This is a genomic window from Halorubrum sp. T3 (genome assembly GCF_000296615.1).
Taxonomy (GTDB): Archaea; Halobacteriota; Halobacteria; order Halobacteriales; family Haloferacaceae; genus Halorubrum; species Halorubrum ruber.
In genome coordinates this window covers 1,324,032-1,341,540 of record NZ_JH815329.1, presented here as the reverse complement: position 1 = coordinate 1,341,540, position 17,509 = coordinate 1,324,032, and the positions used below count along the sequence as shown (strand labels likewise).

Annotated in this window: 17 protein-coding genes and 1 tRNA gene; 13 read left to right on the top strand and 5 right to left on the bottom strand. The window is 70.3% G+C overall.

Going from position 1 to position 17,509, the window contains the following annotated elements:
- Window positions 1-140: 140 nt before the first annotated feature.
- The 4 genes from rqcH to B378_RS0108835 all read left to right on the top strand — a co-directional run bounded on the left by rqcH (window position 141) and on the right by B378_RS0108835 (window position 5,249).
- The gene (rqcH, locus tag B378_RS0108850) at window positions 141-2,330 is read left to right on the top strand and encodes a ribosome rescue protein RqcH (protein WP_017343446.1); all 2,190 of its coding nucleotides are present in this window, start codon (window positions 141-143) and stop codon (window positions 2,328-2,330) included.
- 110 nt (window positions 2,331-2,440) lie between these two features.
- A complete protein-coding gene (locus tag B378_RS0108845; RefSeq protein WP_017343445.1) occupies window positions 2,441-2,833 on the top strand; it encodes a DUF5820 family protein in 393 nt (130 codons plus the stop codon).
- 140 nt (window positions 2,834-2,973) lie between these two features.
- Window positions 2,974-4,473 carry an amidophosphoribosyltransferase gene (gene purF / locus B378_RS0108840; protein ID WP_017343444.1) on the top strand — a complete coding sequence of 500 codons (1,500 nt, stop codon included), beginning with the start codon at window positions 2,974-2,976 and terminating at the stop codon, window positions 4,471-4,473.
- A 98-nt stretch (window positions 4,474-4,571) separates the two neighbouring features.
- Window positions 4,572-5,249 (top strand): halocyanin domain-containing protein, encoded by a 678-nt coding sequence (locus B378_RS0108835; RefSeq protein WP_017343443.1) that lies wholly within the window; start codon window positions 4,572-4,574, stop codon window positions 5,247-5,249.
- A 28-nt stretch (window positions 5,250-5,277) separates the two neighbouring features.
- Here B378_RS0108835 and B378_RS0108830 read toward each other — a convergent pair whose 3' ends face one another.
- Window positions 5,278-5,838, bottom strand: coding sequence for a DUF420 domain-containing protein (locus B378_RS0108830; protein ID WP_017343442.1), 561 nt, complete (start codon window positions 5,836-5,838; stop codon window positions 5,278-5,280).
- 164 nt (window positions 5,839-6,002) lie between these two features.
- On the opposite strand from B378_RS0108830, the gene B378_RS0108825 reads away from it, so the two are divergent.
- The 3 genes from B378_RS0108825 (at window position 6,003) to B378_RS0108815 (ending at window position 9,189) form a co-directional block, all read left to right on the top strand.
- Window positions 6,003-6,087 (top strand) — tRNA-Leu (locus tag B378_RS0108825).
- 620 nt (window positions 6,088-6,707) lie between these two features.
- A complete protein-coding gene (gene gatE / locus B378_RS0108820; RefSeq protein ID WP_017343441.1) occupies window positions 6,708-8,591 on the top strand; it encodes a Glu-tRNA(Gln) amidotransferase subunit GatE in 1,884 nt (627 codons plus the stop codon).
- A gap of 67 nt (window positions 8,592-8,658) precedes the next feature.
- A complete protein-coding gene (locus tag B378_RS0108815; RefSeq protein WP_017343440.1) occupies window positions 8,659-9,189 on the top strand; it encodes a phosphate-starvation-inducible PsiE family protein in 531 nt (176 codons plus the stop codon).
- Window positions 9,190-9,218: 29 nt separating this feature from the next.
- On the opposite strand, the gene B378_RS0108810 is transcribed toward B378_RS0108815, so the two are convergent.
- Window positions 9,219-9,701: an Lrp/AsnC family transcriptional regulator gene (locus B378_RS0108810; RefSeq protein ID WP_017343439.1), complete on the bottom strand. Its 483-nt coding sequence runs from the start codon at window positions 9,699-9,701 to the stop codon at window positions 9,219-9,221.
- 182 nt (window positions 9,702-9,883) lie between these two features.
- On the opposite strand from B378_RS0108810, the gene B378_RS0108805 reads away from it, so the two are divergent.
- A complete protein-coding gene (locus B378_RS0108805; RefSeq protein ID WP_017343438.1) occupies window positions 9,884-10,825 on the top strand; it encodes a DMT family transporter in 942 nt (313 codons plus the stop codon).
- 27 nt (window positions 10,826-10,852) lie between these two features.
- Here the strand turns inward: B378_RS0108805 and B378_RS0108800 are convergent, their stop codons facing one another.
- Both B378_RS0108800 and B378_RS0108795 read right to left on the bottom strand, forming a co-directional pair.
- Window positions 10,853-11,437 (bottom strand): hypothetical protein, encoded by a 585-nt coding sequence (locus tag B378_RS0108800; protein ID WP_017343437.1) that lies wholly within the window; start codon window positions 11,435-11,437, stop codon window positions 10,853-10,855.
- 141 nt (window positions 11,438-11,578) lie between these two features.
- The gene (locus B378_RS0108795; protein ID WP_017343436.1) at window positions 11,579-12,001 is read right to left on the bottom strand and encodes a 2Fe-2S iron-sulfur cluster-binding protein; all 423 of its coding nucleotides are present in this window, start codon (window positions 11,999-12,001) and stop codon (window positions 11,579-11,581) included.
- A gap of 96 nt (window positions 12,002-12,097) precedes the next feature.
- Between B378_RS0108795 and B378_RS0108790 the strand changes: the two genes are divergently transcribed.
- A complete protein-coding gene (locus B378_RS0108790; RefSeq protein ID WP_017343435.1) occupies window positions 12,098-13,087 on the top strand; it encodes a biotin--[acetyl-CoA-carboxylase] ligase in 990 nt (329 codons plus the stop codon).
- Window positions 13,088-13,117: 30 nt separating this feature from the next.
- On the opposite strand, the gene B378_RS0108785 is transcribed toward B378_RS0108790, so the two are convergent.
- Window positions 13,118-13,660, bottom strand: a complete 543-nt coding sequence (locus B378_RS0108785; protein WP_026046233.1) for a universal stress protein — start codon at window positions 13,658-13,660, stop codon at window positions 13,118-13,120.
- A 133-nt stretch (window positions 13,661-13,793) separates the two neighbouring features.
- On the opposite strand from B378_RS0108785, the gene B378_RS0108780 reads away from it, so the two are divergent.
- The 4 genes from B378_RS0108780 to ptsP all read left to right on the top strand — a co-directional run bounded on the left by B378_RS0108780 (window position 13,794) and on the right by ptsP (window position 17,496).
- The gene (locus B378_RS0108780) at window positions 13,794-14,051 is read left to right on the top strand and encodes a hypothetical protein (protein WP_017343433.1); all 258 of its coding nucleotides are present in this window, start codon (window positions 13,794-13,796) and stop codon (window positions 14,049-14,051) included.
- A gap of 125 nt (window positions 14,052-14,176) precedes the next feature.
- Window positions 14,177-15,379, top strand: coding sequence for a redox-regulated ATPase YchF (locus B378_RS0108775; protein ID WP_017343432.1), 1,203 nt, complete (start codon window positions 14,177-14,179; stop codon window positions 15,377-15,379).
- A gap of 90 nt (window positions 15,380-15,469) precedes the next feature.
- Window positions 15,470-15,772, top strand: coding sequence for an HPr family phosphocarrier protein (locus tag B378_RS0108770; protein ID WP_017343431.1), 303 nt, complete (start codon window positions 15,470-15,472; stop codon window positions 15,770-15,772).
- Window positions 15,769-17,496 (top strand): phosphoenolpyruvate--protein phosphotransferase, encoded by a 1,728-nt coding sequence (gene ptsP / locus B378_RS0108765; protein ID WP_017343430.1) that lies wholly within the window; start codon window positions 15,769-15,771, stop codon window positions 17,494-17,496. The genes B378_RS0108770 and ptsP overlap by 4 nt, the downstream gene beginning before the upstream one ends.
- Window positions 17,497-17,509: the final 13 nt, after the last annotated feature.

The following is a 17,509-nucleotide window of genomic DNA, read 5'->3' as shown; positions in this document are numbered from 1 at the left end:
TACCAAATTAACATATAATTTTCTCACAACTCTTATGTAGGATAATATCAACTGCGGCGCGAAATCGCGCTGGTGTCCGCAACGCCTGGCTCGCTGCCACAACGACACGCCTTTTTCCGGCCCGCCGGTTGCTATGGAGTATGGACCAGAAGCGGGAGCTGTCGAGCATCGACCTCGCCGCGCTCGTCACCGAGCTGAATCGGTACGAGGGCGCGAAGGTCGACAAGGCGTACCTCTACGACGACGACCTGCTCCGGCTGAAGCTGCGCGACTTCGACCGCGGCCGCGTCGAGCTCATGATCGAGGTCGGGGACATCAAACGGGCGCACGCCGCGGACCCAGACCACGTCGCGGACGCGCCGGGGCGCCCGCCGAACTTCGCGAAGATGCTGCGGAACCGGCTGTCGGGCGCCGACTTCGCGGGCGTCGAGCAGTACGAGTTCGACCGCATCCTCACCTTCGAGTTCGAGCGCGAGGACCAGAACACGACGCTCGTCGCGGAGCTGTTCGGCCAGGGCAACGTCGCCGCGCTCGACGAGACGGGCGAGGTGATCGGGGCGCTGTCGACGGTGCGGCTCAAGTCCCGCACCGTTGCGCCCGGCTCGCAGTACGAGTACCCGGCCTCGCGGCTCAACCCGCTCGACGTGAGCCGCGGCGCGTTCGACCGGCACATGCGAGAGTCGGACAGCGACGTCGTCCGGACGCTCGCCACGCAGCTGAACCTCGGCGGCCTGTACGCCGAGGAGGTGTGTACCCGGGCCGGCGTGCCGAAGGAGACGCCGATCGAGGAGGCGACCGACGACCAGCTCGGGGCGCTCCACGACGCGCTCGCCCGCATCGACGAGCGGCTCCGCTCGGGCGACGTCGACCCCCGCGTGTACGAGGAGGAACTGTCCGGCGACGAGGCGGACGACCGCGACCCCCGCGTCGTCGACGTGACGCCGTTCCCGCTCGCCGAGCACGAGGGCCTGCCGAGCGTCGGGTTCGACTCCTTCAACGCCGCCGTCGACGAGTACTTCCACCGGCTGGGGAGCGAGGAGACCGACGACGGCGAGGCTCCGGCGGACGCGAGCGCATCCCGCCCGGACTTCGAGGAGGAAATCGCCAAACAGGAGCGGATCATCGAACAGCAGAAGGGAGCGATCGAAGGGTTCGAGGAGCAGGCGCAGGCGGAGCGGGAGCGCGCGGAGCTGCTGTACGCCCACTACGACCTCGTCGACGAGGTGATCTCGACGGTGCGCGAGGCCCGCGCAAACGAGGTGCCGTGGGACGAGATAGCCGAGACCCTCGACGCCGGCGCGGAGCGAGGCATTCCGGCCGCTGAGGCGGTCGTCGACGTCAACGGCGGCGAGGGCACGGTGACGGTCGAGCTCGAAGAGGAGGGCGACGACGGGGGGACGGTGACGGTCGAACTCGACGCGAGCGAGGGCGTCGAGGTCAACGCCGACCGCCTCTACCGGGAGGCGAAACGCGTCGAGGAGAAGAAGGCGGGCGCGCAGGAGGCGATCGAGTCGACCCGTGAGGAGCTGGAGGCCGTCAAAGAGCGCAAGCGGGAGTGGGAGGAGCAGCAGGCGGCCGACGACGGAGGTGATGGCGACGGGGGGAACGGCGAGGACGAGGAGGACGACGAGGAGTACGAGACGGACTGGCTCTCGCGCTCCTCGATCCCGATCCGGAGCCCGGACGACTGGTTCGAGCGGTTCCGCTGGTTCCACACCTCCACCGGTTACCTCGTCATCGGCGGGCGCAACGCCGACCAGAACGAGGAGCTGGTGAAGAAGTACATGAACAAACACGACCGGTTCTTCCACACGCAGGCGCACGGGGGGCCGGTGACCCTGTTGAAGGCGTCCGGTCCCTCGGAGTCGGCCGACCCGGTCGACTTCTCGGAGGAGACGCTGCGGGAGGCCGCCCAGTTCGCCGTCTCGTACTCGTCGGACTGGAAGGACGGCCGCGGCGCGGGCGACGCGTACATGGTCGAGCCGGACCAGGTGTCGAAGACGCCCGAGAGCGGCGAGTACATCGAGAAGGGGAGCTTCGTGATCCGCGGCGACCGCACCTACTTCGAGGATGTCGCCTGCCGGATCGCGGTCGGCGTCCAGTGTGAGCCGGTCACCCGCGCCATCGGCGGGCCGCCGTCGGCGATCGTCGATCGCGCGGCCGCGCACATCACCTTCGAGCCGGGGATGTACGCGCAGAACGACGCCGCGATGATGGCCTACCGGAACCTCAAAAAGCGGTTCAACGACCAGTCGTTCGTCCGCAAGGTTGCCAGCGCGGACCAGCTTCAGGAGTTCCTCCCACCGGGCGGCTCTGACATCGTCGACTGAGGCTCGTCGTCGGCTGGGGCTCGTCGGCAGCGAGGCCCCGTCGTCGACCGTGGATCGACTCCCCTCTCCCGAGCGCGACGTTTTCAAGCCTTGGCGACCGAGGCGGAGCCATGAGCTTCGAATCGCTGCCGGAGGGGTGGCGGGTGTGGAACGAGGAGCCCAGCGGGCGGGCGATCCTCGTCTACCGCCCCGACGTCTTCGGGAGCGGCGACCTCCCCGACGAGTGTCTCCCGACTATCTACCTGACGAACGGCGCTCGGAACGCGCGTCCCGGCTCCGGTCAGTACGCGACCGAGGAGTGGCACGTCGTTCTCTTCTTGGAGCCCGAGGTCGAGGCTGTCTCTGAGACCTACGAGAGCCGCGAGGCGGGCGCGGCCGGCGCGGTCGACGTCGCCGAGCGGTTCGTCGCGGGCGAGGTGGACTACCGGGGCGCGTATCAGGTGCCGCGGGAGGACTACTTCACGCGCCTCGACGAGTTCGTCGGCGGCGAGGAGCCGGCGTGAGCGGCGGCGGTCGAACCGCGTGACCGCGCGGCGACGCGAGGGTGTTTGTATCCACGATTACGCATAACTCGGCCCAACGTAGCGGCCGATACGCCACGAACACGAGGATTTTTATCGCCGCCCGCCCCACCGTCGCGTACATGAACGCCGGTGGGGACTACGGCGGCGACGAACCGCGGGAGAAGTGCGGCGTCGTCGGCGTCTCGCTCGAGGACCGGGAGGCCGCGCGACCGCTGTACTACGCGCTGTACGCGCTCCAACACCGCGGCCAGGAGTCGGCCGGGATCGTCACGCACGACGGGTTCCAGCAGCACAGCCACGTCGAGCGCGGCCTCGTCGGCGACGCCTTCGAGGCGGGGGACCTCGCGTCGCTGTCGGGCGGCACCGGCATCGGTCACGTGCGCTACCCGACAGCGGGGAGCCTCGACAAGAGCTGCGCGCAGCCGTTCTCGGTCTCCTTCAAGTCCGGCTCGCTCGGGCTCTCGCACAACGGGAACCTCGTCAACGCCGACGAGGTGCGCGAGGAGTTAGCGGCGGCGGGCCACGCGTTCACCTCCGACGGCGACACCGAGGTGATCGCCCACGACCTCGCGCGCAACCTCCTCGAAGAGGACCTCGTCCGGGCGGTCAAACATACGATGAACCGCATCCACGGCTCCTACTCGCTGGCGATCACCCACGACGACACCGTCCTCGGCGTCCGGGACCCGCTCGGCAACCGCCCGCTGTGTCTCGGCAAGATCGACGGCGGCTACGTCATCGCCAGCGAGTCGGCCGCCATCGACACGCTCGACGGAGAGCTGATCCGCGACGTCCGCCCCGGCGAGCTCGTCGTCCTCGACCCCGACGGCACCGGCTACGACACGTACCAGCTGGTCGAGCGCGAGTCGACCGCCCACTGCTTCTTCGAACACGTCTACTTCGCCCGCCCCGACTCCGTCATCGACGAGAGCCTCGTCTACGAGGTGCGGCGGAAGCTCGGCCGGAAGCTCTGGGAGGAGTCTGGCGTCGAGTCCGACGTGGTGATGCCTGTCCCCGACTCCGGGCGCGCGTTCGCCTCGGGCTACGTGGACGCCGCGGGCGAGACCACCGCCGACGGCGAGCCGCGGGCGGCCGACGACGGCGGCGTGGAGTTCGCCGAGGGGCTGATGAAGAACCGGTACGTGGGCCGGACGTTCATCATGCCGACGCAGGACGAACGCGAGCGCGCGGTCCGGCTGAAGCTGAACCCGATCCGCTCGACGGTGGAGGGGAAGTCGGTCACCATCATCGACGACTCCATCGTCCGCGGCACGACCTCGACCCAGCTCGTCGAACTGGTGCGCGAGGCGGGCGCCGAGGAGGTCCACCTCCGGATCGGCGCGCCGCCGATCCTCGCGCCCTGCTACTTCGGCATCGACATGGCGACGCGCGACGAGCTGATCGCCGCCGACGCCTCGACCGAGGAGATCCGGCAGGAGGTGGGCGCGGACTCGCTGTCGTACCTCTCGATCGACGCGGTCGCGGAGGCGCTCGGCGAGAGCCGGGCCGACCTCTGTCTCGGCTGCGTCACCGGCGAGTACCCGTTCGACGTCGAGGGCGAGGCGACCGACCGCGACGTCGACGCGCCGGTCTCGGACCCGACACCGGCGGACGATTAGCGCTCCTTTTCCGCGTCGATCCTACACACGTTCGCCGCCGGTCTGACCGCTCGGAACGTATCGGGGGCTTAAATACGCTCACGGCCAGACGTGGAGCTATGACACGGAACGCCGACGCTGCCGAGGACGACGCCGCGTCGATGAGCCGCCGCGGGTTCTTCCGCGCCGGGGCCGCCGGGGCGGCGGTCGCCGCGGGCGTCGCGGCCGGAAGCGGGACCGCGGCCGCCCAGTACGACGGGTGGCTGGAGGGCGTCAGCAACTACGACGGCACCCACGACTACCGCGGGCAAGACGAGGTCACCGTCGAGGTCGGCGCGGGCGAGAACGGACTCCGATTCGGCCCCGCCGCGATCCTCATCGACCCGGGCGCGACCGTCGTCTGGGAGTGGACGGGCGCGGGCGGCAATCACAATGTCGTCGCGAGCGACGAGACCTTCGACAGCGGGTCGCCGGTCGGCGAGGAGGGGTCGACCTTCGAGTACACCTTCGAGGACGCGAGCGACGGCGACGCGTTCAACTACCTCTGCGAGCCGCACGAGGCGGTGGGAATGAAAGGCGTCGTCGCGGTCGGCTCCGTCGACGACGACCTCGTCGATCCGCAGGCGGAGGGCGGGTCCGGTGAGGGCGGCTCCGGCGAGAGCGGAGGCGGCGGAAGCGGAAACGGCGGCCTCTCCGCGAGCGACATCGGGACGCTGGCGCTCGGCTTCGGCTTCGCCGGCGCGCTGCTCGTCCCGCTGTTCTACGCGGCCCACCAGATGGCCGAGCGGAACGCGTAGTCGACCGGCGTCTGTCGCGGCTTTTCGGTCAGTACAGATGGTACAGCAGCAGGTACACGCCGATCCCCATCGTGAAGGAGATCAGCCAGAGGACGGCGCCGACGAACCCGACCTGCGAGTGCCGCGTGTGGTAGAGTTCCTCGTACGGGCGGGTCACGGCGAGGAAGAGCGCGTGGAAGACGAACGGGACGCAGACGATCGCGAGCAGGATGTGGACCGCGAGGAACGGGAGGTAGACGTACGAGTAGACGAGCTCCGGACCGGGGAACTCGGTCGTGCCGACGTGGATCAGCCGGTAGAGGTACGCGCCGAGGAACGCGGCGAACAGCGCGAAGGAGGTTACCATGAAGTTCCGGTGGCGCTCGACGTTCCCGCGGGAGATCTCTCGCCAGCCGAGGAGGATCGTGGCGATGGCGGTCGCGGAGACGGCGGCGTTGAAATGGGGGATCGCGGCGAGGACGGCGTCGCTCGCGCGCGGCAGCAGCGAACTCGGGATGACGCCCCCCACCGCGCCGAACACAAGCGCGAGCGCGACGCCGGAGGCGACGGCGGTCAGGACGGAGACGTTCTCGCGGGCCCAGTCGGACATACTCGTGGGGTAGGACGCGACCCCCAAACGCGTGCCGGTTGCGGTCGCCGAGTCGCGGCCGCGTCCGGCCGCTCGGCGGTCTGCGAAACCCCGCCACGCTCCCACCAAATGGAAGGGCTTTTAATTAGGGGAAGGGTACGTGGAGACGCGACAGAACACCGCGAGCGTGGGTAGCCAAGCCAGGCCAACGGCGCAGCGTTGAGGGCGCTGTCCTGTAGAGGTCCGCCGGTTCAAATCCGGTCCCACGCATCGCACGGGGTACACCCCCACGATGCACGGTGTTGTCTACACGACAGCACCCACGCACAATTCCTTTCGATGCTACGCGAGAAGTGACAAGTACGATCGGAACGCTGTGGTCGTGAACACCGCCGACGTCCCAGTCGATTGTTTATAAATGATTACTCGCGGATCGGTGGTGAACACCGCCAAAGCCCCAGCCGGGAGGGCGGCGCACGCTCGCTGCGCTCCTCGCTCAGTCGCTCACTCCGTTCGCTCCTTCGCTGTGGTGCTTGCCTCGCCTGCGCCGCCCTCCCGGCTGCCCCTTTGAGTCCCGCCCCGCCCCGCACAGCACCACCGGAAGACGGTCCTGCTTGCTCGCTCCGCTCGCTGCGCGGGCTGCGACTTCCGTACTCCCGTTCGCTCCCTCCGGTCGCTCACGGGACCGCAGCCTCACGCCTCCCCAGCCTCGCCGCTCACGCCCTGCGGGCGTTCGCGGCGTCCCTCGCGGGCTGGCTCGCGGCCGCCGGTGGCGGCCGCTCGCAGGCGCGCCACCGCACTGTGGTTTATAAATAACGTCGCAGATTCCGGTCCCCATCGCTCGCGCGAACTGCCACCCTTTTAGTCGCGCGCCGTCGGAGTGAGGCGTAATGAGTACGGACGCGACCCCCGAGTACGACTACGAGGAGCTGGGGCTCGTCGCCGGGCTGGAGATCCACCAGCAGCTCGACACCGAGACCAAGCTGTTCTGCGACTCCCCGACCGTCGAGCGCGACCCCGAGGAGTCCGACCGGTCGATCACCCGCAAGCTCCACCCGACGAAGAGCGAGTTGGGCGAGCTCGACGACGCCGCGATGGAGGAGAGCCGCGTCGACCGCGAGTTCACCTACCTCGCGTACGACACCACCTGCCTCGTCGAGGAGGACGACGAGCCGCCGCGGCGCGTCGACGGCGAGGCGCTCGCGGTGGCGCTCCAGATCGCCGACCTGCTCGACCTCTCCGTCGTCGACCAGGCCCACGTCATGCGGAAGCTCGTCATCGACGGCTCGAACACCTCCGGGTTCCAGCGCTCGATCCTCCTCGGACAGGACGGCGAGATCGAGACGGAGTCGGGGTCGGTGTCGGTCGTCGACCTCATGCTCGAAGAGGAGTCCGCGAAGCGCGTCGAGGAGACCGACGACGGCGTCGTCTACTCGCTCGACCGGTTGGGGGTGCCCCTCGTCGAGATCGGCACGGGGCCGGACATCCGCAGCCCCGAGGGCGCGCGACAGGCCGCGGAGCGGATCGGGATGCTGCTGCGCTCGACGGGCGCGGTGAAGCGCGGGCTCGGCACGATCCGCCAGGACGTGAACGTCTCCATCGCGGACGGCGCCCGCGTCGAGGTGAAGGGGGTTCAGGACCTCCAAGGGATCGAGGACATCGTCCGCGGCGAGGTCGGACGGCAGGCCGAACTCCTGGAGATCCGCGAGGAACTCCGGGAGCGCGACGCGAGCGTCGGCGACGTCGCCGACGTGACCGACGTCTTCGCCGACACCGAGTCCGGCGTCATCCGCGGCGCGCTCGACTCCGGCGGGAAGGTGACGGCGGTCCCCCTCTTCGGCTTCGACGGGCTCGTCGGCCGCGAGCTCCAGCCGGACCGCCGGCTCGGCACGGAGCTCTCGGACCACGCGAAGCGCCACGGCGCGGGCGGAGTCTTCCACACCGACGAGCTGCCGGCGTACGGCGTCACCGAGGCGGAGGTCGACGCCCTCCGCGACGCGGTCGGCGCGGGCGAGGACGACGCGGTCGCCCTCGTCGCGGCCGACCCGGAGACCGCCGACCTCGCGATCGAGGCGGCCGCCGAGCGCGCCGAGACCGCGATCGAGGGCGTCCCGGAGGAGACCCGCGGCGCGAACGACGACGGGACCACGCGCTACCTCCGCCCACTCCCGGGCGCGGCGCGGATGTACCCCGAGACGGACGTGCCGCCGGTCGAGCCGGACCCCTCCGACGTGGAGACGCCCGAACTCCTCGACGAGAAGGCGGAGCGGTACGCCGAGGAGTTCGGGCTCGACGCCGGCCTCGCCGAGCAGGTGGCGTTCGGCCAGCGGTTCCCCCTCTTCGAAACCGCGGTCGAGCGCGGCGTCGACCCCACCTTCGCGGCCTCGACGCTGGAGTCGACGACGACGGAGATCCGTCGTGAGGGGGCTCCCGTCGAGACCCTCACCGACGACCACTTCCTCGCCCTCTTCGACCTCGTCGAGGACGGCGACCTCGCGAAGGAGGGCGTCCCCGAGGTGCTGACGACGCTCGCGGAGAATCCCTCGCTGTCCGCGGCCGAGGCCGTCGAGGAGGCGGGCCTGTCGGGCGTGAGCGAAGAGGAGGTCCGCGAGGCGGTCGTGGAGGTCGTCGAGCGGAACGCCGACCAGATCGAGGCCGAGGGGATGGGCGCGTTCTCCGGGCTGATGGGCGAGGCGATGGGCGCGCTCCGCGGGAAGGCCGACGGCGAGGTCGTCTCCGACGTGTTACGCGAGGAGATCGGCAAGCGGTCGTAGCGCGCTCCCCGTCCGTTAGGCCCGCTTTTTACGTGTCGCGAGGTCCTGCTTCGATCCGAGAACCACGATGGCAGACTCGTCTCCGACCGACCCGTCAGACGGGCCGTCCGAGTCGGACCGGACGCCGAACCCGTCAGTCGCGAAGACGCGCGGCGACCGCGTCTCCGACGCGACGAACCGCTTCATCCACGGCGTCGAGCTGGCCGCCGCGGCGCTGTTCGCGCTCCTGTTTGGCATCGGCGTCGTGGACCTCGCCATCCAGATCGCCGAATCCGTCCCCACCGGCGAGATAACGGACCCGAACACGGTCATCGGGTTCATCGAGACGGGCCTGCTCCTGCTCATCATCGTCGAGGTGTACGAGACGGTCGTCGCCTACATCGAGCAGAGCGACACCCGGCGGATCGTCAGGCTGGTGATCTACACCGGCGTCATCGCGATGGTCCGGAAGGTGATCATCTTCCGCACCACGGAATACCCCTCGACGCAGGACGCGCTGTTCGCCGCGGTGTCGTACACCATCATCATCGGCGGGCTCGTGGCGCTCCTCTACGTCGAGCGGTCCGTCGGGTCCTCGCTGGTCCCGAACGCGGAGTGAGTCCTGAGCGCGGTCCGTGACCCTCGCCGTCAGTCCGTCAGCTCCTCGATCAGCGTGTCAAGGTCGTACGTCGCCGGCGCGCGCGGCTCGTCGCGCAGCGCCGCGATGGTGAACGTCGAGTTCGTGCGCTCGACCTCCGGGATTGCCTCGAAGTCGCTGATCAGCCGCTCGACGGTGTCCGACGAGGAGAGCCGCGCGAGGACGACGAAGTCCGTCTCGCCCATCGTGAAGAACGCCTCCGTGACGCCCTCGACCGCCAGCAGCTCCTCCGCGAACTCCTCGTAGGGCCCCTCGTAGCTCGCGAGCACCTCGACGATGACGGTGACGCCGAGCCCGAGCGCCTCGTGGTCGAGGTCGTACAGGTCGTTCTCGATGACGCCGTCCTCGCGGAGGTTGTTCAGCCGGTAGTGGATCGTCGACACCGGGATCCCGGTCTCCTCGTGGAGTCGCTCCGGGCTCCCGGTGCCGAGATCGGAGATGGCCTTCAACAGCCGCACGTCGCGCTCGTCCATACGACTCTTTCCCGTGTCGATCCGTTATATATTGCGACCGATACGGTTGGAGTCGAGTTCAAGATTCGCTCTCATTTCGGAACCGTATCGCACGCAGTTCGTATGTGTGATTGTTCGTTTTCGATCTCGGGGTATCTGAGAGACGTGTTTAACTATCCGCGGTAATTCTGAACTGGTAGTCAATGAAATTGCGGAACCTCCTCTCTACTCCCGAATCGATCCTCGCGGCGTTCGTCCTCCTCGCGACGCTGTGGGGCACCTCCTTCGTCGCCATCGAGGCCGGGTTACACTACTTCCCGCCGCTTTTGTTCGCCGGCGTCCGCTACGCGATCGCCGGCGCGGTCGTGTTAGGCGTCGCCGCGGTCGCCTCCGGCAGGACGATGCCCCGAGGCCGCGACGAGTGGCTCGGGGTCGCCGTCGCCGGCGCCTTCGTGATCGCCGCGTACCACGGGCTCCTCTACGTTGCGGAGCTCCGCATCTCGGGCGGGGTCGCCGCCGTGGTCGTGAGCCTCGCGCCGGTGTTGACCGCCGTGTTCGCGGCCGTCCTCCTCCCGAACGAGCGCCTCGGTCCCTTCGAGATCGGCGGGTTCGCCCTCGGAATCCTCGGCGTGATCGTGATCGCCGACCCGATGGAAGCCGGACTCGGGAGCGCCGCGCTGTTCGGGGTCGCGCTCGCGTTCGCCGGCGCGGTCGCCTTCTCGCTGGGCGCCGTGCTGCTCCGCCCGCTGCGGACCGACCTCCCGATCGCCGCGCTCCAGGGGTGGGCGATGGTCTCCGGCGCCGGACTCCTGTTCGTCGGCGCCGCCCTGCTCGGCGAGTCGCCCGCGGCGATCGTCTGGAACGCGACGTCGATCGTGTCGCTGTCGTATCTCACGCTGCTGTCGGGCGTCGTCGCGTTCCTGATCTACTTCGCGCTGCTCGACGAGGTCGGACCGGCCCAGCTCCACCTCGTCGGCTACGCGGAGCCGGTCGTCGCCGCGGTCGGGAGCTGGGTCCTGCTCGGCAACCTGATCGAGGCGGAGGCGATCCTCGGCTTCGTCGCGATCCTCGCCGGCTTCCTCGTCTTGGAGCGCCACGAGATCGCCGCCTACGTCGGCGTCGAGGACGCGTTCCGGGCGCACTGAGAGGTCGCCTCCGACGGGTTCTATCCTTCACTCCCCGATATCCTGACTCAGTCCCGCGCGTAGGTCCCGACCGAAGTAGTGGCCGAGCAGCGCGAGGACGAGCCCGACCCCGCCGCCGACCGCGACGAGCGGGAGCCCCCACTGCGAGAGGTAATCGATCCCGATCGGGAGGAACCCGACGCCGAGGACGCTCGTCACCGCGCTCGCCGCGCCCGCCGCGCCGCCGGCGATCCCCGTCTCGACGTACCGGCGCGTCGAGAGGACGAGCCCGAGCAGGAACGCGGCGAGGAACACGCCGCCCGCGGTCCCGATCGTCCCGCCGATGAGCGGGATCAGGCCGCCGACGAACACCCCGACCGCGACGGTCACGAGCGCGAGTCCGAACGCTTTCGCCGAGAACCACCGGCCCGAGACGCCGATTCGACCGGAGTCGCCGGAGCCACCGGTGTTCCCGGCGCTCCGCGCGCTCTCGGTTCCCGTGCCGGCCGCCGCGGCGTCGCCGGAATCGGCGCCGGACGACCCCTCGCCGCTCGCAAGATCATCGTCGAGGAGGTCGTCAAGGTCGTCCATCGGATCGTCGTCGGACGACTCGGACTCCTTGGAGGGTTGCATACCGGACCGTTCGGGCCCGCGGACTTGGCTTTTGTGCCGCGGCGGGCGTTCGCGCTCCCGATAGCCGCGCGGTCGCGTGTGACGCGGTAGCGTTCGCCGTTTCACCGGAAACGAGGTGTGGGGCCCGTCGGTTCGCCGCGCTCAGCGGCTGCCTTCCGGATTCTCCTCGTCCCGTCCGTCGGACCGACGTCCGCCCCACACGCGCTTGTCGACCAGCGCCACGGTCATGGGGCGGTCCACCGCGATCTGACAGGAGAGCCGCGGGTACCCGAACCGGTCGGCGAGCCGGTCGTGCCAGTGGTCGGCCGACGGCCCCTCCCGGACGCGGACGCCGCAGGTGGCGCAGAGCCCCCGCCCGCCGCAGTTGAGGCGACGGGTCGCGGCCGTGTACGGCGACACCCCGGCCTCGAGTAGGACCCGCCGGAGGTTGCGACCGCGTTCGATGTCGAGTTCGACGCGCTCGTCGCCGTCGACGACGACGAGCGGGACCGTCTCGGAGCCGTCGGTTGACCGGTCGTCGCCGCCGTCGCCACCACCGCGGTCGCCCTCATCGCCATCGGTCATCGTCCTCCCTTCGCGCGCCGGACACAAAGCGTCCGGGACCCGACCGGGCGTTCGAGACCCGGAACGGCTTTCGGCGCGGGCGTTGGATCGGGAAGCATGGACACGCGGCGCGCGCTGCTGGACGCCCTCGCGGCCGACGACGCCCCCGTCTCCGGCCCCGAGCTCGCCGAGTCGCTCGGCGTCTCGCGGGCGGCCGTCTGGAAGGCCGTCGAGGGGCTCCGCGAGGAGGGGTTCGCGGTGGAGTCGACGTCCGAGGGGTACGTTCCGCCCGACGACCCGGGCTACTCCGGGCCGGGAATCGCCTTCGGGCTCGACGCCCCCTACTCGGTGGAGTACCGCGACCGGATCGGCTCGACGAACGAGCGGGCCCGCGAGCTCGCGGCGGAAGGGAAAAGCGACGTCGCCGTGGTCGCCGACGAGCAGACCGGGAGCCGAGGGCGCCTCGACCGCGAGTGGATGGCGCCGAGCGGCGGCGTCTGGCTGTCGATCTTGACCCGCCCCGACGTACCGACCGCGCGGGCCCCGCTCTTCACCCTCGCGGCCGCGGTGGCGACGACCGACGCCGCCCGCGAGGTCGGCGTCGACGCGCGGATCAAGTGGCCGAACGACGTGCTCGTCGAGCGGGAGGGCAGCGCGGCGGGCGCGGACGACTCGGATCAGACCGGCCGCGGCGGCCGGAAGCTGGCGGGGATCCTCACTGAGATGGAGGGAGAGGCCGATCGCGTCGGCTGGCTCGTCGTCGGGGTCGGCGTCAACGCCAATATCGACCCCGAGACGCTGCCCGCGGGCGCGACGTCGCTGTCGGACGAATGCGGCGCCCCGGTCGACCGCCGCCGCTTCGCGGCGACGCTGCTCGAACGCTACGCGGAGCTGACCGACTCGCCCGAGGCGCTCGACGGCGTCCTCCCGGCGTGGCGCGAGCGGGCGAGCACGCTCGGGCGGCGCGTTCGCGTCGACACCGCCGACGGGATCGTTGAGGGAACCGCGGTCGACGTGGCGGAGCCGGGCGCGCTCGTGGTCGACACCGACGAGGGGCGGCAACGCGTCCACGCGGGCGACTGCGAACACCTCCGCGACGCGGAGTGACCCGGGGCGGAGCGGGAGTCGCGGCCGCCCCTATCCGGTCTCCGTCGCGTCCGAGACCGAACTCTCGACGTCGGTCCCCGCCGCGCTCGTCTCGCCCGCGCTCGCGGATTCGGCGGCGCTCGGCGGCTCCTCCCCGTCGCCGATCCGGACGGTCAATACCGGGACCGACGAGCCCCGGACGACCTTCTCCGCGACGCTGCCGAGGAGCAGTCGGTCGATCCCGCCTCTCCCGTGGGTTCCCATCACGACCAGGTCGCAGCCCGTCTCCTCGGCGTGCGTGATTATCTCGCGGCTGGGCGACCCCTCGACGACGGCCGTCTCGACGTCGACGTTGCGGTCCGCGGCCAGTTCCCGCACCGTTTCGAGCGCCGCCTCCGCGTCGTCGTACAGCAGGTCGCCGACGCCCTCCCAGGTCGTCTCCATCGGCATCCCGGCGTACCGCGCGGTGTCGACCACGTAGATCGCGCGGACCGAGGCCCCGTGGACCGCGGCGAGATCGAGCGCGTGGCACACCGCTAGCTCCCCCTCCGAGGAGCCGTCGGTCGGAACCAGAATTCGGTCGTATAGGGGCATGTTCACATGTACCGTGTCACCGACGACTGATAACCCTTTGCGGTTCTTGCCGGTTTCTCGCCGCCGGAGATCTCGCCTCGCCCGGCGTCAGAACGAGGCGCGCGTTTATGCCCTATCCCGCCGAGAGGACGGTATGACCGACGAGATCAACCTCTCCCGGCTCGAACCGACGCTCGAAGACCACGAGTACCCCGCCGACCGCGAGGCGCTCACCGAGTCGTTCGCGGGCACGACGGTGCTGTTCGCCGACGGCGACGCCGACCTCGGCGACCTGATCGCGGACGTCGACCAGGAGACGTTCGCGAGCGCCGCCGACGCCGTCGCCGCGCTCCAGAACGTCCTCCCGATCGAGGCGCTCGGCGAGCCCGGGCAGTCCGACGGCGACGCCTGATCGGCGCGAACAGGGGTCGGACTCCGACCGGCGCGGCCGGAACCTCGCTATCGCTCATCGTCACCGCATCCCACGCCACGGCGCGTCTCGCATCGCTTTTTACCGCGGATCGCGCACTGGTGGTAATGAGCTACCGGATCGGTCTCGTCGGCAAGCCCTCGGTGGGGAAGTCGACGTTCTTCAACGCCGCGACCATGAACGACGTGCCGGAGGGCGCGTACCCGTTCACCACTATCGACCCGACCGTCGGCGAGGCGTACGTCCGCGTCGACTGCGCCGCCCCCGAGTTCGACGAGACGTGCACGCCGAGCGTCGGCGTCTGCCGCGAGGGGACGCGGTTCGTCCCCGTGAAGCTCGTCGACGTCGCCGGGCTGGTCCCGGGCGCCCACGAGGGCCGCGGGCTCGGCAACCAGTTCCTCACCGACCTCAACGAGACCGACGTGCTGATCCACGTCGTCGACTTCTCTGGCAAGACGGACATCGAGGGCGAAGCGACCGAGGGCCACGACCCGCGCGAGGACATCGACTTCCTCGAGGAGGAGCTGGACGCGTGGTACCTCGACGTGTTAGAGAAGGGGTTAGAGAAGTTCGAGACGCGCTACCACGGCGCGGACGCCGCCATCGAGGCCGAGCTCGCCGACCAGATGTCCGCGTTCGGCATCGACAAGGACCGGATGAAGCGGGTGATCCTCGCCGAGGAGCTCGAACTCGACCCGGAGACGTGGGACGAGACGGACCGGATCGAGCTGGCCCGCGAGATCCGCAAGCGGACGAAGCCGATGGTCGTCGCCGCCAACAAGATGGATACGCCCGAGGCGCAGGCGAACTGGGAGGAGATAACGACCGACTCCGACTACGATCACCTCTCCTTCGTCCCCGCGAGCGCCCACGCGGAGAAGGCCCTCAAGAACGCGGACGACGCCGGCGTCGTCGACTACACGCCCGGCGAGAGCGGCTTCGACGTCGTCGGCGACGTCTCCGGCGAGCAGGAAGCGGGCCTCGACCAGATCGCCGAATTCGTCGACGAGTACGACGGGACCGGCGTCCAGGGCGCGCTCGAAGCCGCCGTCTTCGACGTGCTCGGCTGTATCGCCGTCTTCCCCGGCTCCGCGAACGGGAGCAAAGACGAGAAGGGCGTGTTCCGCGACTGCTTCATCCTCCCGGAGGGGTCGACCACGGAGGACTTCGCGTACCACATCCACTCGGACATCGGCGAGGGGCTCCTCCACGGCACCGACTGCCGGAGCGGCCGGCAGGTCGGGACCGACAACGAGCTCTCCCACCGCGACGTGATCGAACTGGTCTCGACGAAGCAGGCGGCGCCGTAGTCGGGCCGACTGCGGCGCCGATCCCGTAGCTCTCCGGCGCTCTTCGAGAACTCCGATCAGCTATTACCCGCCGGGGTCCAACTCTGACTCATGGAACGGACCGTCACGGTCGAACCCGAGGCCGGCCTCCACGCGCGACCCGCCTCGAAGTTAGTACAGACGGCGAACCGATTCGACGCCGACGTGTCGATCGGCCGCGCGGACGACGGCGACGACGGCCTCGTCCGCGCCGACAGCATGCTCTCCGTCAGCGGGCTCAACGTCGAACACGGCGAGTCGGTCCGCGTCGTTGCCGAGGGCCCCGACGCCGACGCGGCGCTCGACGCGGTCTGCGACCTGCTCACGAGCCCGGTCGAAGAGTCCGCGGACGACGACGCGGAGGACGCGCCGTGAGGACGCTCACCGGCGTCGGCAGCACGCCGCGTTCAGGGGTCGGGGCGGCGCGCTGGTACCGCCCGGACGCCGACCTGACGCTCCCCGACCGCCCCGACCCGGAATCCGTCGACGTCGACGCGGAACTGGACCGCTACGAGGCGGCTCGCGACGCCGTCAGATCGGCCCTGCGCGACGCCCGCGACCGGACGGCCGAGCGCGTGGGCGAGGAGGAGGCCGCGGTGTTCGAGGCCCACGAGAGCTTCCTCGACGACCCGACAATAGTCGAGGACGTCGAGGCCGCGATCGGCGACGGGACGCCCGCTGTACACGCCGTGGCTGACCGCTTCGACGAGGCCGTCTCGCAGTTCGAGGGGATGGAGGGGCGGATGGCCGAGCGCGCCGACGACCTGCGCGACGTCCGCGACCGGCTGCTTCGCGCGCTCCTCGACGCCGAGGGGGACGGACCGACCGGTGCCGCCGACCTCGGAGCCCTCCCCGAGGGGACGATCCTGCTCGCGGAGCGGCTCACGCCGAGTGACACCGCCGCGCTCGACCCCGACGCGGTCACCGGGATCGCCACGATCGAGGGCGGGCGCACCTCCCACGCGGCGATCATCGCGCGGTCGCTCGCGATCCCCGCGATCGTCGGCGTCGGCGCGGATCTCGAATCGGTCGCGGACGGGGAGACGATCCTCGTCGACGGCGAGGTCGGCGAGGTCGTCGTCGACCCGGACGAGGAGCGGCGCGACGCGGTGCGGGAGGCGGGGCCGGACGCGATCCGCGAGCGCGTCGAGACGGCCGACGGCCGGCCAGTCGAGGTCGCGGCCAACGTCGGCGGCGAGGCCGAGCTGGGTCCGGCGGCCGACCGCGGCGCCGACGGAGTCGGGCTGTTCCGCACGGAGTTCCTCTTCGTCGACCGCGAGGCGCCGCCGACCGAGGACGAGCAGTACGAGGCGATCACGGCCGCCCTGTCCGCGTTCGACGACCCGGAGGACCGCGTCGTCGTTCGGACGCTGGACGTCGGCGGCGACAAGCCGATCCCGTACCTCGACCTCCCCGACGAGGAGAACCCGTTCCTCGGACGGCGCGGGATCCGGCTGTCCCTCGACGAGCACGCCGACCTCTTCGAGACGCAGCTCCGGGCGCTGCTCCGCGCCGCGGCGACCGACGAGGGCGACGGGCTGGCAGTGATGTTCCCGCTCGTCACGCGGGTCGAGGAGGTCGAGCGCGCGGTCGACGCCGTCGAGTCGGTCGCCGACGACCTCGCGAGCGAGAGCGTCGACCACGCGGTCCCCGAGCTGGGCGCGATGGTCGAGACGCCCGCGGCGGCGTTCCTCGCGGACGCGCTCGCCGAGCGGCTCGACTTCCTGAGCGTCGGGACGAACGACCTCGCGCAGTACGTGATGGCGGCCGACCGCGGGAACGACGCGGTCGCCGAGTACCACGACCCGCTCCACCCGGCCGTGTTGCGGGCGCTCGACCGAACGACCGCGGCCGTCGAGGGGACCGACGCGTGGGTCGGCATGTGCGGCGAGATGGCGGGTGACCCGGCGCTCACCGAGCTGCTCGTCGGGCTGGGCTTCGACGAGCTCAGCATGAGCGCTGTGACGGTGCCGGACGTGAAGGCCCGCGTGCGCGAGGTCGACGCCGACGACGCCCGGTCGCTCGCGGCCGACGCGCTCGCCTGCGAGACGCGCGGCGAGGTGCTGGACGTACTCGGACTCGACGACCGCGCTGCGTAGACCGATCTTAAAA